The sequence below is a fragment of the Polaribacter sp. IC073 genome (assembly GCF_007997075.1).
GTDB lineage: Bacteria > Bacteroidota > Bacteroidia > Flavobacteriales > Flavobacteriaceae > Polaribacter.
Genome location: NZ_VORS01000002.1, coordinates 440527 through 456715 on the forward strand (window position 1 = coordinate 440527; position 16189 = coordinate 456715).

General features: G+C 29.7%; 18 protein-coding genes and 1 pseudogene. 9 read left to right on the forward strand and 10 right to left on the reverse strand.

The annotated features are described in order from the left end of the window. Positions 1 to 179: 179 nt before the first annotated feature. From ES045_RS04785 to ES045_RS16575, 4 genes are all read right to left on the reverse strand, one after another. A complete protein-coding gene (locus tag ES045_RS04785) occupies positions 180 to 452 on the reverse strand; it encodes a hypothetical protein (RefSeq protein ID WP_147113210.1) in 273 nt (90 codons plus the stop codon). Between the two features lie 253 nt (positions 453 to 705). Further along, complete coding sequence (locus ES045_RS16330) at positions 706 to 882, reverse strand: hypothetical protein (protein WP_189663032.1); 177 nt, start codon at positions 880 to 882, stop codon at positions 706 to 708. Positions 883 to 982: 100 nt separating this feature from the next. Beyond that, on the reverse strand, positions 983 to 1288 hold the full coding sequence (locus ES045_RS04790; protein ID WP_147113212.1) for a hypothetical protein: 306 nt from the start codon (positions 1286 to 1288) through the stop codon (positions 983 to 985). A 630-nt stretch (positions 1289 to 1918) separates the two neighbouring features. Continuing rightward, complete coding sequence (locus ES045_RS16575) at positions 1919 to 2044, reverse strand: sigma factor (RefSeq protein ID WP_223267184.1); 126 nt, start codon at positions 2042 to 2044, stop codon at positions 1919 to 1921. Between the two features lie 185 nt (positions 2045 to 2229). On the opposite strand from ES045_RS16575, the gene meaB reads away from it, so the two are divergent. From meaB to ES045_RS16780, 3 genes are all read left to right on the forward strand, one after another. Further along, complete coding sequence (gene meaB, locus ES045_RS04800; RefSeq protein ID WP_147113214.1) at positions 2230 to 3297, forward strand: methylmalonyl Co-A mutase-associated GTPase MeaB; 1068 nt, start codon at positions 2230 to 2232, stop codon at positions 3295 to 3297. A 112-nt stretch (positions 3298 to 3409) separates the two neighbouring features. Further along, positions 3410 to 3919, forward strand: a complete 510-nt coding sequence (locus tag ES045_RS04805; RefSeq protein WP_147113216.1) for a DUF3124 domain-containing protein — start codon at positions 3410 to 3412, stop codon at positions 3917 to 3919. A 250-nt stretch (positions 3920 to 4169) separates the two neighbouring features. Then, positions 4170 to 4427 carry a hypothetical protein gene (locus ES045_RS16780; RefSeq protein ID WP_317131297.1) on the forward strand — a complete coding sequence of 86 codons (258 nt, stop codon included), beginning with the start codon at positions 4170 to 4172 and terminating at the stop codon, positions 4425 to 4427. 240 nt (positions 4428 to 4667) lie between these two features. On the opposite strand, the pseudogene ES045_RS04815 reads toward ES045_RS16780, so the two are convergent. From ES045_RS04815 to ES045_RS16720, 4 genes and pseudogenes are all read right to left on the reverse strand, one after another. Beyond that, positions 4668 to 6893, reverse strand: a pseudogene (locus ES045_RS04815) (TonB-dependent receptor plug domain-containing protein). Positions 6894 to 6922: 29 nt separating this feature from the next. Continuing rightward, positions 6923 to 8218 (reverse strand): tetratricopeptide repeat protein, encoded by a 1296-nt coding sequence (locus tag ES045_RS04820; protein ID WP_147113219.1) that lies wholly within the window; start codon positions 8216 to 8218, stop codon positions 6923 to 6925. A 133-nt stretch (positions 8219 to 8351) separates the two neighbouring features. Further along, positions 8352 to 8909 (reverse strand): DUF4331 family protein, encoded by a 558-nt coding sequence (locus tag ES045_RS16715; protein WP_147113221.1) that lies wholly within the window; start codon positions 8907 to 8909, stop codon positions 8352 to 8354. Positions 8910 to 8935: 26 nt separating this feature from the next. Next, on the reverse strand, positions 8936 to 9592 hold the full coding sequence (locus tag ES045_RS16720) for a DUF4331 family protein (protein ID WP_147113222.1): 657 nt from the start codon (positions 9590 to 9592) through the stop codon (positions 8936 to 8938). A 190-nt stretch (positions 9593 to 9782) separates the two neighbouring features. Between ES045_RS16720 and ES045_RS04835 the strand changes: the two genes are divergently transcribed. The 4 genes from ES045_RS04835 (at position 9783) to ES045_RS04850 (ending at position 13400) form a co-directional block, all read left to right on the forward strand. Beyond that, the gene (locus tag ES045_RS04835) at positions 9783 to 10607 is read left to right on the forward strand and encodes an ion transporter (protein WP_147113224.1); all 825 of its coding nucleotides are present in this window, start codon (positions 9783 to 9785) and stop codon (positions 10605 to 10607) included. After that, positions 10608 to 11522: a tRNA (adenosine(37)-N6)-dimethylallyltransferase MiaA gene (miaA, locus tag ES045_RS04840; protein WP_147113226.1), complete on the forward strand. Its 915-nt coding sequence runs from the start codon at positions 10608 to 10610 to the stop codon at positions 11520 to 11522. It begins immediately after the preceding gene. Between the two features lies 1 nt (position 11523). Continuing rightward, entirely contained in the window at positions 11524 to 12798 is a 1275-nt protein-coding gene (locus ES045_RS04845) for a DUF2254 domain-containing protein (RefSeq protein WP_147113228.1), read from the forward strand. An 83-nt stretch (positions 12799 to 12881) separates the two neighbouring features. After that, positions 12882 to 13400: an OmpH family outer membrane protein gene (locus ES045_RS04850; RefSeq protein ID WP_147113231.1), complete on the forward strand. Its 519-nt coding sequence runs from the start codon at positions 12882 to 12884 to the stop codon at positions 13398 to 13400. 77 nt (positions 13401 to 13477) lie between these two features. On the opposite strand, the gene ES045_RS04855 is transcribed toward ES045_RS04850, so the two are convergent. Together ES045_RS04855 and ES045_RS04860 are read right to left on the reverse strand one after the other, a co-directional pair. Beyond that, positions 13478 to 13702 (reverse strand): hypothetical protein, encoded by a 225-nt coding sequence (locus ES045_RS04855; protein WP_147113234.1) that lies wholly within the window; start codon positions 13700 to 13702, stop codon positions 13478 to 13480. Between the two features lie 42 nt (positions 13703 to 13744). Beyond that, on the reverse strand, positions 13745 to 15148 hold the full coding sequence (locus ES045_RS04860) for an MATE family efflux transporter (protein WP_147113237.1): 1404 nt from the start codon (positions 15146 to 15148) through the stop codon (positions 13745 to 13747). A 127-nt stretch (positions 15149 to 15275) separates the two neighbouring features. On the opposite strand from ES045_RS04860, the gene tpx reads away from it, so the two are divergent. Both tpx and ES045_RS04870 read left to right on the forward strand, forming a co-directional pair. Beyond that, positions 15276 to 15773 carry a thiol peroxidase gene (gene tpx / locus ES045_RS04865; RefSeq protein WP_147113240.1) on the forward strand — a complete coding sequence of 166 codons (498 nt, stop codon included), beginning with the start codon at positions 15276 to 15278 and terminating at the stop codon, positions 15771 to 15773. Positions 15774 to 15777: 4 nt separating this feature from the next. After that, the gene (locus ES045_RS04870; RefSeq protein WP_147113242.1) at positions 15778 to 16158 is read left to right on the forward strand and encodes a diacylglycerol kinase family protein; all 381 of its coding nucleotides are present in this window, start codon (positions 15778 to 15780) and stop codon (positions 16156 to 16158) included. Positions 16159 to 16189 lie beyond the last annotated feature (31 nt).

Consider the following 16189-nt stretch of genomic DNA (forward strand, 5'->3'; position numbering starts at 1 on the left):
GCTAATATAAAGTGAATTTGTTGTTTCAGCTATGTTTACTGCCGATTCTATTTAATCTAACAATAATTTAAAAGACTGATAATTAGATGTGATAATACTAATAATTAATTGACCAAATTTATTTGATAACGCAACATTTTCATTTACATTACTAATTTTAAAATTAGAAGAATTAGCACTTAAGGTTGTAGTTGTAACAGATGCATTTTGGCATCCGTTACATTATTTAAAAATAAAGTACACGCATTTAAACTATTAATAGTAACCAGAGAATATGCTACAGTAAGCTTTCCTCCTAACAAATTATTTGTATTAAAAGTGTCATATTTAAGATTACCAGAGGCAACAGTATTTGGTAATGTTAGTTTACAATGGCATGTATTTAAAGTAAAAGTAGCTGCTTTAGACACTTTAATTTCTATTCTCTTTTTTATTTTTAACCTTTTTACCATTTATAGTTAAATCATTCGAATTTGTATTGAAATTAAAATTCATGTTCTTTACTGCTTCTTTAGCCCTTAGTAAACCTATTCTAATTTGTTCTTTGTCAATGTTTTTTATTTGAAGTCTTGCCTCTTCCAACGCTTTTTTTATCTGCTTTTTGTCTCTGTTTTAATTTGACTTTTAGCGTTCATGAAAGTATTTTTCATCCTAGAACGTACATTTATAAGTTCTTATTTTAATTCTTCGTACTTCTTGCTTTCTTTAAATTCCGCCCATTCTTTTTCGATTTTGGTACAATATGCTCGTCATTATTATAATGCTCAAAAAATTTAGTCCGGCAACATTATTTCCTTTAGAAGCAACACTTACTTTTTTCTTGTTTTCTAAAGCTTCGAAATTCAATTTATCAAAATATGCTTTAGCTTCCTTTTTAGACAATCCTTCTATTTCTATAAAAGCAGCTACTTATACTTCGTTTTTTCACCAGGTCGTTACATTTATATCCGAATTAAATGCATTTATAACAATTTCTACATTTTTATTTGTCGTAAAATTTTCTGTGAATTTTTTTATCGAACTTTTGCGCAGAAATATTTCCTAAAAAACAGATTGCTAAAAGTAAGAGTCCCTTCTTATATACTTGTGTGTCATATTGTGTTTCGTTTAAGTTTTTAAGTTGTTTTAATTGCTTTTTTAAACGTTTTAAAAGCTGTAATCGTAATTGTAAATTACATATCAATGCAGCTATAGTTGCATCATTAACTCGGTTTTTATTGAGCTCTAGAGTTAACGACTTGTATTCTTTTGTTAATTCTACAATTTTCACCAAGCATCCATCAATCATTATTTTATTTTCATCGGTCCTTTTTAATTGACTAATCTCTAGATTGAGACTATTTTTATAATACTTTTCAATAGTGTCAAATTCTGGAGAAATTCTTCCTAAACGAATCTATTTTGTTGTTATTATAGGTGTTTCTTTGTTTTCTGTAGGATAAAATTTGATTGCCAAACTGAACAAAAAATAATAGAGGCTGCAGTAGAAAGCCATTTAAAATTATTTTTTTTTGGTTTTTGCTGATGTATTTCTTGCTGCAACAAAACTTCAATTTATTTGAATGATTTGCAGATAATTTTATTTTCTTTATAGTTCTTTAAATATTTTCTAATATCTTGCTGTATAGCTGGTGTTTTTTTCTCTTAATAATTGCGTTCTAGAGGTGTTTTCTGTAATATTTAGATTTTTAGAAATTTCTTGAGGGTCTTAGCCTTCTAATAAATACAAGGTTAAAACCAGTCTTTATTTTTCCTTTAAATTTTCAATATCCTTAACAATTTCATCGACAGAAATAGTGTTTTCTAATAACCAATCATCATCTATTATCGCAGTAATTACATCCTCATTTATAGCAACTAATTCTAACTTATTTTTTTTTAATTAGTTTATACGTTGGTTAATTACTATTCTTTTTAACTAAGAACCAAAAGCAACTTGACTCTTATCATTTTCAATATTTTTAAAGACTTTAATAAATGCACCTTGCATAACATCTTCTGCTATAAAACGGTCTTTTACATATCTATTTGCAACAAGTAACATTACAATACAAATTACACAATTGCATTTGTGACTTCGCAATATTTTTTTTTCAAAGATTAATTATAGGTTGCTGCAATTGTTAGGTTGGTTTCATTACTTCTTTGTTATACTAAAGACGATACATTTTTCGAAGTGTTGCAAAATTTGTGATTATTTATCTTTAAATTTACATATTAACTTTTACAATGGATAAAAAATCTTCTGCACTGCACGAAAAAGACGGCGTTTCATCACCAGAAACAACCAGTAAATCTTCTGCGGAAAAAATAAAATTACATAGAGCTAAACAAAACTCTGTGAATGAATATGTTACCAAAATTTTAGAAGGTAATATTACTTTTTTAAGCAAAGCAATTACATTGGTAGAAAGTACAAATGCGAAACATCAACAAAAAGCAAATGAAATTTTAGAACGCTGTTTGCCGTATGCTAATAACTCTGTAAGAATAGGAATTACGGGAGTTCCTGGAGTTGGAAAAAGCACTTTTATAGAAACTTTTGGAAAACATTTAACTTCACAAGGTAAAAAAGTGGCTGTTTTGGCGGTTGACCCAAGTAGTTCTGTAAACAACGGATCTATTTTAGGGGATAAAACCAGAATGGAAGTTTTAGTAACCGATAAAAATGCATTTATAAGACCTTCGCCTTCTGGGACTTCTTTAGGTGGTGTTGCTCAAAAAACTCGTGAGAGTATTATTTTATGTGAAGCTGCTGGTTTTGATACTATTATCATTGAAACGGTTGGTGTTGGTCAGTCTGAAACAGTTGTCCACTCTATGGTAGATTTCTTTTTATTATTGAAGTTATTTGGTGCCGGCGATGAATTGCAAGGCATAAAACGCGGAATTATAGAAATGGCAGATGCTATTGTAATTAATAAAGCGGATGGAGAAAATAAACAAAATGCAAAAATTGCGAAAGTTGAATTTAACAGAGCATTGCACTTATATCCTTTAAAAGAAAGCAAATGGCAGCCAAAAGTGCTTACTGCAAGTGCTTTGCATAATTCTGGAATTGAGAAGATTGATACGATGATTACTGAATATATTGCGCTAACAAAAGACAATAAGTATTTCTATAAAAAAAGAAACGATCAAAATAAATTCTGGTTATTATCAACTATTGAACAACAATTAAAAGCAAATTTTTATCAGAATATAAAAGTTAAAAGTGCGTTAGAAAATGAGATTTTAAATTTAGAAAACGGAAAAACAACTCCTTTTAATGCAGCAAAACGCTTATTAGATTTATAAGAATTTGGTTAGCCACAAAACCTTTAAACATATAATTTCGTCAAAGGTTTTTAGCACTATTGAAATCAATTTGTAAGAATTACCCTATTTACACTAGAAAAATCACTTTAGAATGAAACTAAAATATTTAATCATTGCCTTTATTTTTACACTCTTCAGTTGTAAGGAAAAGAAAGAAATTAGTCCTGTAAACCCAGAAAACTGGAAGAAAAGAGCCATAGATATCAGCACAAAAGATTCGCTGGAGTTCGGGAAATCTTACCTTTCTATTTATTCTCAAATTTATAGCATGTCAGAACACAGAAAGCATAACCTTACTGCAATGATCAGTTTAAGAAACACAAGTGATGTTGATTCTATTTATATTTTAAGGGCAGAATATTATGGGACTCATGGGACCTCTATTCAAAAATATTTCGATTACCCTATCTTTTTAGCTCCAATGGAAACTACAGAAATAATTATTGATGAAATTGATGTTTCTGGCGGAACAGGTTCTAACTTTATCTTTGAATGGAAGATACCTAAAAATTCTTCTGAACCTTTGTTTGAAGGTGTAATGACTTCTACAATTGGTCAGCAAGGTTTGTCTTTTATAACACAAGCAAAAAGAATTAAATAGGTGCCATCGCTATTTTTCAACTATCTTTTTTGTTTTTACTGTAATAGTCCCTATTGGTAACGTAACTGTATCCCTCTTAAAGCTACCAGAGACTTAGATCTTTTACAGAAGAAAAAAGTTGCAATTCGTGCGCCTTTTATTGCTTTTGGTATTCTTTTATTTTTTATTATAATCGGACAATTAATTTTAGAATGACTGTTTCTCTAGCTACTTTCCAAATTTCTGGAGGTTTATTTTTTTTCTTTTTGCTTTGACTATAATTTTTGGAGATCGTAAACCCGAAGAAGAAAAAAAGGGAATTACAGATTATAAAAACGTCACTATATTTCCTATTGTAATACCTTCTATTGCTTCTCCTGGTGCAATTATGGAAGTTGTTTTAATGGACAGACAATCACTTATACACTATAGAACCGCAAGCAGTTACTACCGTATTCGTATTATTTGTAATGGTAATAACTTGTATAATTCTGCTAACAGCAAACCATTTGTAAAAAAGAATTGGTAATAATATAATTACAGTAATTAGTAAAACTATGGGGCTAACACTTCCTGTATATACAATACAAAGTATATTAACAGGAATTAGACATTATTTTGCTAGTGTGTAAAAATTATCTCTCTTTATATTCAACCTTATATGAGCACTAAAAATACTTCAAAATAAAAATGCCTGTTACAAATTGCAACAGGCATTTCATCCAACTAAATCAACCAAAACAAACATGGTTAAAGTCTATATATTTTTCTAAAATGTATACGTAATACTTGCTTTTGCAAAAAAAGGTGTTCCTGGTATAAAGTGAATTTCTTCTACCGAGTTTGGTTCATTTTGTAATCTTGTTTCCGTTGCAAACTGAGTTTCATTCCAAGCAACATCAAAAATATTTTCTAAAGTGACACCTAAAGTAATGTCTTTCATTTTATAATTGATATTAAAATCTGCTATGAAATAACCTTCTGCTACGATAGAGTTGTCTTCGTTTGCAGGTCTATCATCAACAAACCTGTATTGTAGGCCACCAGAAAAATTTCCTAATTTAGAAACAGACAAACCACCAACTATTGTAAAATCGGGTGCTAAAGGAATGTAATCTTCTCCGCTAATATTTTCTAAACTTCTTGCTTTTGTGTACGTTAAATCTGTATTAAAAAATAACCAATCTGTAAATTGATACGTTACTCCAAAATCAACACCAAAACGCTCAGACTCTCCAGATGGCTCTACAATACCAGCATCACCAACATAAACAAATTCTTCTTCAGATAATAGATACCAAACGGCTGTATTTAAGACCATATTCTTAGTCGGTTTCCAAATGTTACCAAAGTCTAAGCCATACGCTTTTGGTAAAATTTTATCAGCATTTTGTTGTAAAACAACTCTTGTATCGTTAGAGTGAAACCCGATTCCAGATTTTAGAAACCATTGTAAATTATCATTCTGAGAATATAAAAAGTTTAATTTAGGAGTTACAATTGCTTTACTCTTAGTTAATGTTTCATAATCTGTTTGCAGAGCATCATTGTAAATAAATTTAAAATAATCTAAACGAACTGCCGGTGAAACTTTAAATTTACCTAACTGAAATTCAGAGTTAAAAAAGGCATACATATTTGTTTGTTTTACATCCCCTAATTGAATTCTATCTATAATTTCTTTTCTATTTTTAGTATGTGAAAGTTCTATGTCATTAATTAAATCATAACGTAAACCAATACCTTTTGTGAATTTTGCTTCCACATCGCCAAATTCTTTATTAGAAATTATTTTTGCATTTGCTCCAAAAATATCTCTATCTTCAAATTGTCTTATTTGATCTCCGTTTATAGGATCTTCTAAAAAGAAGGTGAAATTAGAAAATAATTGAAAATTGTATTTAGAATAAAAAACATTTGTTTTTAAAATAGATTCCTCAGACAATGCTTTTTGTAACTGAACATTAAAATTAGTTCTAGAAGTAGTTCCTCCTTCTGTGTCATCAATAGCACCAAAACGTGTAATATTTCCGTTTTTGACTTCTCTTTCTGGTATTTGACCAGAAGCATCCCAACTACTTGTAAAGTGCGATGCTGTTAATGTAACTCTACCTTTTCCGTTTAAATACGTATTGTATTTTCCGAAAAGATTTAACCTGTTAAAGTTTTGTGGCGACTCAAAAGGGCCATCATTTTCAATATATTCAATGGCTACAAAAGCATCTTCATTCTTTTTGTTTTCTAAAATATTAAACATCCCTAGAGTTCTCTTAGAATTAAATTGCCCCACCTCTAATGAGATTGTGTTTTTTTGAATGCTGTTTTTTGTTGAAAAATTAACGTAACCTGCTGTATTAAAATCACCTTGGCTTGCGTAATATGGACCTTTACCAAAATCTATTTTTTTAATGGTTTCTGGAATCATAAAGTGTAAATCGCTGTACCCTTGTCCGTGTGCATGAGAAACCATATTGATTGGCATTCCGTCTACAGAAAGTGTAATATCTGTACCATGATCTATATCAAAACCTCTTAAAAAAATCTGTTCTGCTTTTCCACCGCCGGCATGTTGGCCAATAATTAAACCAGGAACTTTTCTTAAAATTTCTTGAGAACTATTTACAGGATTCACATGTAAATCTATCATAGAAATAGTTTGTAAAGCGTTGATCTCTTCACGTAAAACCAATTCTTCTAATTGAAAAATTTTAGTTTCTAAAATAACGATAAAATTTTTAAAATTATCTTTAGAAAGGATCATTTCTTGTTTTTAAAAACCTAAAATACCTATTTGAACTGTATCTCCAGTTTTAGAGTTCGTTACTTTAAAATTTCCATTTAAATCTGAGTGCGTATGTGCATTTGAAGTAACATTAAAAACATACGCATTTTCTATTGGGGCATTAAAAACATCTACCACACGCCCTTTTAATTCCTGACCAAATATGTGTCCACAATTTGCCAAAAGAATAAATACAATAATTTTACTTTTCATTATTTTATATTTTTATTTGACCTACAAATCTAAATCTTTTTAATGTAATCTTCAACTAAAGGACCTAATTCATATACACTTTCAGTCAATTCTTTTTTCAGTAAAATTGCAGCATCTTTCTTGTCATTTGCTTTTAAAATATAAGCCGTATGTAACAAAGCTTCTGGCTCAAAAGTTTTATTAATCACATGGCTCTCAGCAATCTCTAATGCCTTTTTATTTTGTCCGTTTTTAAAATACGACCAAGCTAATAAATCATACGATTGTGCTGTAGGTCTTTCTGAAACTTCTTGCATAGCTATTTCTAATGCTTTTGTTTTCTTGTCTGCTATATCTGCATATAATAAAACGTCGTATTTATGATACATTACTCCGTAATTTGTATCAGATGCTTTTGCTAAATACTTTTCTATTTCTCTCTCTTTTTCTTGAGAATTTCCCATAAAGTCTAAAATATCTGCTTTTAATAAATGATAATCTGGTGCTTTATTTTCTTTTGTTACTGTTTCTAATATTCGTAAGGCTTCAGTTGGGTTTCTTTCGTATGAGTATACTATCCAAGCAATTCCTTTTTTAGCATAACTATCATTAGGATTCAGTTTTAATGCTTTTAAATAAGCGCTGTAAGAATCTTTAATTCTCCCCGCATGGCCATAATAATCTGCAAGATTGGTATAATTCCATTGCTCTAAAACTTTGTTGTTAGAAGATTTTGCTATTTTTAATGAAGCCTCTAAATATTGAATAGCCTTGTCTAAATTACCAATATGATCATTGTATTTAGATACTCTTATTAAATAATCGAAACTTTTAAAATTTTTAACTTTAGATAAATATTTTTCTGTTTCTTCTAAATTGCCTAGTTCTAAATTTACATCAATCAGCATAAACTGTGTTTGCTGTAAGTTTTCTCCATTTATCTCTGCTTTTTTAAGTAATGCTAAAGCTTGTTTGAATCTATGCTGAGAAATATAGTTTCTAGCCAAACTTCTTAAATAACTAGCACTATTGTAATTGGTTTTTTCATTTACTAAAACCAAGTTTTTTTCTGCTTTTTTTAACGATGCTATTTCTCCTGTTAATTTAAAAATAGTATTGTTTGCAGCTGCTAACTTAGCATAATATGGATGTTGGTCTGGTGTTTTTTCTAATTTTTGTTCCCAAAAATTATAATCTAATTGTATATTTTCTAAAGATGCATTTTCAGAAACTTCTAAAAACTCATTGTAATCTTTAGTATTTGTTATTTGTTTGTCGGTTGATGTGTTGCAACTTGTTGCGATAGAAAAAGTTACAAACAATAAAATTAGTTGGAAATATTTCATTTTTTGTATTTTTAATGGTTAAATAACTGGTGCACTTTATAAGAATTAGTACACCAGATTATTAATAGTACTGTAGTTATGATAAACCAATACCCATTTTTTTTAATAAATTGGTATCTGGTTTAAGAAGCTTCTACCAAGGTGAAGCCAAGTATGGAAAACTTGTTAAGAAGTCTTTGTCATTTGCATTTACGTTATCATCTGAAAGTGTTGGGTTTTCAGTAAAATCTTCTCCACCAAAAATTAATAACAACTCTACAGTAATAACATCATCTGCTAAAGCTCTTCCTGTAAGTACATTTGTACCGTCATAAAAAGTTGTTGTACCATCTAAAGAAACGTTTAAAACATCTGTAGCTAATAAACCTGTAAAGGCAGCTGCATCTTGTCCTAGCGCATTTTTATCTCCCATGTTTGCAAAAGCAGGACTCAATCCTTTTAAATTTGCTTCAAACATTGCCTGAAAACTTGCGTTTTGCTCAGAAGGTATGGTTACATTAAATTCATCTTTACTTGCAGAAGATGTAAACACTGTGTTTACTGCTGGTCTACCCATTTGATCTTTCTGTGCAAAAGTTCCAGAGAAATCTGTTTTTATGATAACTGGCTCATCATCATTATTGTTACAACTAACTAATACTATTGAAGACATTAATAAAGCTGCCGTATATTTTATAAAATTAATTTTCATGATATTCTGTTTTTAAAGTTTGATTATTATTGTTTTACTTTTGCTTCTACCCAAGTGTTAATTGTACCAGAAGTACCAATCATACTCTTAGGAACTTCTACGACTATAGATAATACATTAGTACCCGCAAATGTATCTGCACCAGGTGTGCTAAATGCTGATGCTGTACCTCCTATGATTTCACTATATTTAGCAAAGTCAAAGAAAAAAGGATCATCTCTTGGTCCTGCAAACATTTTCATTCCTGCAGCATTTGTTGCAATTACTGCATTAGAACCTTTTGCTGAAATAGCTACTTCTCCTTTGATAGAAGACATTTCCGAAATTGTACTATTTAAACCTGTAACAGATGGTGCAACTGGTCCGAAAAAATACATTTTACCATCTCTTGGTATTGCTTGTATTACTAAGTCTTCTACATTGTCTCCATTTGTATCAATATTAAACTCTACTAATACGTTTTCATCAAAATTAGTTGTGTTTGTTGCAGAAGGACTTAATAAACCTTGTACGTTCGCTACAAAAACCAAATTGCTGGTGTTTTCTGCTTGAAATGCATAGAAATCTGTAATGTCTGCAGAAGTTCCTTGTGCTGCAGGCGCATCGATGTGATCTGCTGCTACTGTAATTAAACCGATAATTCCAAGAATTACAGTTCCTAATAAAATTTTACTTTTTTTCATTGTGTGAGTTTTTAGTTTATATTTAATTGAATCTCACTCATACTTACGAGAAGATTTAAAGTACGGTTTTAAAAAAGGTTGTTTTTTTTTAATCTTTTTTTAAAACCCCTATAAATACTGATAAAATTGATATAAAAATTTTTAAACTCAGTTAATATTTGTAGTATTGTATTAGAAAAAAAGCTAAATTTTGAGTAATTCTATAAAAAAATCTTCTTGGAAAGTAAGACTTCATGAAATTATCTATGAAGCAGATACAAAAGAAGGTAAAGTATTTGATGTAATTTTATTAATAGCCATTCTAGCAAGCATACTGTTAGTAATGCTAGAAAGTATAGAGAGTTTTGACAATGATTATCACTACTATTTAAATATTGGTGAATGGATTATTACTATTCTCTTTTCGATAGAATACATCCTTCGTATTATATCGATAAGAAAACCTTATAAATATATTTTTAGCTTCTATGGTATTATAGATTTACTATCGACAATACCCATGTATTTATCTCTTATTTTTGTCGGTTCTCAAGGTTTAGTGGCCTTAAGAGCTTTACGTTTATTGCGTGTTTTTAGAATTTTAAAATTGGCTAGATATATAGGTGCGTCTAACAAACTATTATTAGCATTAAGATCTAGTAGAGCAAAAATAGCTGTATTCCTGTTTTTTGTTTTAATTGTTTGTATTATTTTAGGAACAGTAATGTATATGATAGAAGGTGCAGAAAACGGATTTACAAACATTCCTAAGAGTATTTACTGGGCAATTGTAACATTAACCACCGTTGGTTTTGGTGACATTGCACCTCAAACTCCTTTAGGTCAATTAATTGCAAGTGCTATTATGATTATGGGGTACTCTATCATTGCCATCCCTACAGGAATTGTAAGTTCTGAAATGACAAAAACTGATTCTGAAATAGATACAAATACACAAGCGTGCCCAACCTGTCTAAAGGGAACTCATAAAAAAAATGCAACTTTTTGTTATAACTGCGGAAGTATCTTAAATTAAATGAATCCTACAAAAAACACCTTAATAACAATTGTGGGCCCTACCGCTATTGGTAAAACAGCCTTAAGTATACAGCTTGCAAATGCTTATAATGCAAGTATTATTTCTTGTGATTCTAGACAGTTTTTTAAAGAAATGACAATTGGTACCGCTGTGCCAGAACCAGAAGAATTAGCGGCAGCAAAGCATTACTTTATACAGAATAGAAGTATTTTTGAAACTTATAATGTAGGCGAATATGAAAGAGATGCGTTAGAAAAATTAGAGGAACTCTTTCGAGAGAATTCTGTTCAAATAATGGTTGGTGGTAGTGGTTTGTATGTAGATGCCGTTTTAAAAGGGTTGGATTATTTCCCAGAGGTTGATGCTAAAATACGTGAGGAATTAACACTAAAACTAGAAAAAGACGGAATAGAAGTTTTACAGCAACAATTAAAAGAATTAGATGAAGAAACCTATCATACAATTGCTTTAGATAATCCGCATAGAGTTATGAGGGCTTTAGAAGTTTGCCTCGGTTCTGGTACTCCATATTCAACCTTTAAAAACAAACCTAAAAAACCTAGAGATTTTAATGTTATAAAAGTAGGTTTAAATGCAGATAGAGAAATTATTTATAGTAGAATTAACAAACGTGTAGATATAATGATTGCCAATGGTTTGTTAGAAGAAACAGAAAAACTATATCCTAATAAAGCACTAAATGCACTACAAACCGTGGGTTATAGAGAGCTTTTTTCTTTTCTAGACGGAACATTTACCAAAGAATTTGCTGTTTCTGAAATTAAGAAAAACACCAGACGTTTCGCTAAAAGACAATTAACTTGGTTTAAAAGAGATAAAAGTACTTTATGGTTTGATTACTTAACTTCTTTTGAAACGATTAAAAATACAATTAGTAAAAAATTAGATTAATATGAAAGATAAAATATCTACATTACTAAGTAAGGTTTATAATCTAAAAAATAAGATTGCTTTCTTTCCATCGATTATAGCTTTGGCTGGAGTTATTTTTGCTTATATAATGATGTACTTAGAGAATGAAGGCATCTCTGCTTACCTTCAAGATTTTTTACCAGAATTGGTTATCAATGACAAAGAAACAGCTAGAACCATTTTATCTACTTTCATCGCCGGATTAACCTCTATTATGGTTTTCAGTTTTTCAATGGTAATGATTTTATTAAACCAAGCTTCTAGCAATTTTTCTCCTAGATTATTACCCGGTTTAATCTCTAACAGAAGGCATCAAATAGTTTTGGGAATATATTTATTTACCATAATCTATTGTATTTTTATTTTAGTATTTATAGAACCAAATGGAGAAAAATACCAACTTCCTGGTTTTTCTGTATTACTATCTATTGTATTTATGATTCATTCATTAGCTGCATTTATCTACTTTATACACTCTATATCTCAAGAAATTCAAATAAATAATATCCTTTTAAAAATATACGTTTCAGCAGAAAAAAAATTACTTCATTTAATTGAAGATGAAAAAAGTGTTAAAAATAAAGTAGTAAATACAGAAAATTGGATTGCTCATAAAACAAAATATACCGGATATTTTAAAATATTGTCTATAGATATTTTAGTAGATTTAGCTCACGAGAATAATTTTAAGTTGGAAATACTTTCAAATAAAGGTTCTTATTGTAGTGAAGATGAAGTGTTGTTTAAAACCAATATTGCTGTCAATAATGATATTTTAGAAAGCATACATGGTAATTTTACTTTTTCTAAAGGAGAATTAATTGATGACAATTATTTATTAGCTTTTAAACAAATTACAGAAGTTGCTGTAAAATCGATGTCGCCAGGAATTAATGATCCTGGAACGGCAATAAACGCCATCGATTATCTTTCTGAATTGTTAATTCTAAGAGTGCAAAAAAGAAATATAGATATCAAACAAAAAGAGAATGAAGCTTTTGTTTTTGTAAATTCTTTAAATTTTGAAGACTTACTATATAATATAATGGCAGCTATACGAACGTATTGTTCTCATGATGTTGTTATTGTTACAAAATTACTTACCGCTTTAAATAATGTGAAAAAGAAATCTGAATTTGAAAAATACAACGCAATCATAGATAATGAAATCCGTTTTTTACTCGCAGATGCAAACACCAATATTTCTAATAAAGACGATTTAAATAAACTAGAAAACTATGCTTCAAGTTTCTAAAAGTAAAAATTTAACTTTTTTTATACATTAGAAATTTGGCTAAATACTTCACTTTTATATATTTGTTAAACTAAAATTAAATCATGAAACTAAAAATTACCGTATTATTTATTGCTTTTATAAGCACATTTTCTACAGCACAAAGTAAAGTAGGCACTGTAGATAGTGATTACATTGTTAATTTTATGCCAGAAACAAAAATCGTTATAAAAATGACGCAAGATTATGGCGCTAAATTAGATTCGTCTTTCAACTTAAAGTTAGAAGACTTTAAAATAAAAGTAGAAGACTATAAAAAGAAGGAAAAAGAAATGGGGGTTTTAGAGAAGAAAACAATTCAACAAGAATTGGGCGCTTTAGAACAAGACATTAATAAGTATCAAAAAAACGGAAACACTTTAATGAGTTTAAAAAGAGACGAGTTAATGCGTCCTTTGTATAAAAGATTAGGTGATGCTATTGCAGAAGTTTCAAAAGAAAATAGTTACACTCAAATCTTAACTACAACAGGCAATCAGTTTGCTTATTTAGATGATAAGTTTGATATTACAGACTTAGTTATTAAAAAATTAGGCATCAAAATTCCTGAAGTAAAACAATAAATTAGTAACAACTACATATTAAAAATCCTCAAACTATACATAGTTTGAGGATTTTTTTATGCTTATGAACTTAGGTTTTATTCAAATTCTTTCATTTCATCATCATAAAACACACCAGCTTTATCCATTAGATCGGCTAATTCTGTGGCAATATCTTCTTCATTTTCTCCTGTTAAATCTTCAAACCACTCTATTTCATCATCTTTTAAATTAATCATAAAACGAGGAAATTCTGTATGTAAAACAAAAATATCTTCGGGTGATTTGCTATTATCTGCTAATAAAAATTTTGGTAAGTTCATTGTAATTATCGTATTTAAATCTGTATTCTATGTATAAAATTACTAGACAATGCTAGCAGTAGTGTTATATTGTTCTTTATCTTTTATCAACTTTAAAGTTAAGGAATTAAATCGAATGAATAATAAAACAGAGGCAGTTGTTAAACCTGCTAATAAACCAAGCCAAATGCCAAAGCTACCATACATTTCTTCTTTTCCGAAATAATAAGAAACCGGAAACCCAATAATCCAATAAGAAATAAAGGTTAAAATTGTTGGAATTTTCACATCCTGCAAACCTCTTAAAGCTCCTAAAAAAACAACTTGAATACTGTCTGAAATCTGAAAGAAAGCAGCAGCTAATAATAAGTTCCCTGCGATACTTAACACTTCCATATTATCTTTATAATTTGCAACGTCATCTAAATCTACGTAGATATTAGGTAAACTTTTACGGAAAATAAAGAATAATAAAGCAAAGAAAACAGCCAATAGAACACCTAATAAAAAGATAGAAAAGGCTATTCTACGCAATTCTACAAAGTTTCGCAACCCTTTCTGGTTTCCTACTCTAATCATAGCGGCTACACTTAAACCCGTGGCAACCATAAAGGTCATAGAAGACAAGTTTAAAGCAATTTGATTTGCTGCCTGAGGATTTCTTCCTAACAAACCACTAAGCCATACTGCAGAGGTGAAAATAGCAACTTCAAAAAACATTTGCATGGCACTTAAAGAACCAATATTTACAATTTTTTTGATCATTACGATGTCTAATACAAATAATTTTATATTTCTTACAATTGCACTAGAATGTTCTTTATATCGCAATAGAGCCCATAGATAAATCACCATAACAACTCTAGAAATTAACGTACCCAGTGCTGCACCAACCATTCCCATCTCTGGAAAACCAAACTTTCCAAAAATTAAGAGGTAGTTTAAAATTACATTTATAATATTCGCTATTAGGGTAGCATACATTGGGTATTTTGTCATGGACATTCCGTCGCTAAACTGCTTAATTGCTTGAAAAATTATCAGTGGTATCAAAGAAAAAGCAACGATGTCTAAATAAGGAATTGCTAATTCTACAACTTCTGGTGGTTGTTGCATTAAATACATTAAAGGTTTAGAGAAGAAAACAAGTAAGAAAAGTAAAACTCCTAAAGTTGTACATAAAAACAAACCATGTTTATACGTAGATTTTGCTTGTTCGAAATTATTAGAAGAATCTGCCTCTGCAATTAACGGTGTTATTGCCGTAGAAAAACCTATACCAATAGACATTGCTATAAACATAAAACTGTTTCCTAAAGAAACTGCTGCTAATTCTGCAGTACCTAATTGACCAACCATAATGTTATCTATAAAACTCACAAAAGTGTGGCCTAACATTCCTAGCATTACTGGTGCTGCTAATTTCCAATTATATTTAAACTCAGATGTGTATTGAGAGATATTCAATTTATTTATTTTTTTACGACCGCAAAGATAACTATTAAAGTCAGAAACATAAGTTAGAAGTTCTCCGTTTTTCGGTAAACTTTTTCAATAAAAATAATTACTTTTGAAAAACTAAAATTTATAAAAAATGGCAAATATAACTTTAAAAGGAAACGCAATAAATACACTTGGTAATTTACCAGAAATTGGTACTAAAGCGGCTGATTTTTCATTAAAAACTGTAGAATTAAGTGACAAGTCTTTGGCTGACTTTGCTGGTAAAAAAGTAATTTTAAACATTTTTCCATCGGTAGATACAGGAACTTGTGCTACTTCGGTAAGAGCGTTTAATAAAAAAGCATCTGAATTAGAAAATACAGTCGTTTTATGTGTCTCTAAAGATTTACCATTTGCTCAAGCTCGTTTTTGTGGTGCAGAAGGTATTGAAAATGTAATCATGTTATCTGATTTTGCTACTGGAAGTTTTGGTAAAGATTATGCATTAGAAATTACAAACGGACCACTAGCCCACTTGCACTCTAGAGCTGTTATTGTTTTGGATGAAAAAGGAAAAGTAGTGTACACAGAACAAGTGTCTGATATTGTTGATGAACCAAATTACGAAGCTGCATTAAAAGCAATCTAGTTGCATGAAAAACCCAAATGATAGTTTTATAAGAGGTAGAATACGCAGTTTAAAATTTGCGTTTAAAGGAACTTGGTTACTTTTAACTACAGAAGACAGTATAAAAGCACAGGTTTTTATCGGAATTATTGCAACTATTCTGGGTTTTTATTTTGATATTTCTAATACAGAATGGATGCTTCAGTTCTTGGCAATTGGAATGGTTTTGGTCGCAGAATCTGTAAATACTGCTATTGAAGAAATTGCTGATTTCATTCATCCAGACTTTCATATTAAAATTGGTTTGATAAAAGATATTGCCGCAGGTGCACCTACATTTGCAGCAATTATATCTTTGATTATAGCGGGCTTCATTTACATTCCAAAAATCAATTTACTATTTTAACGTAACTTGCTTTAAAAAATACGACATATAT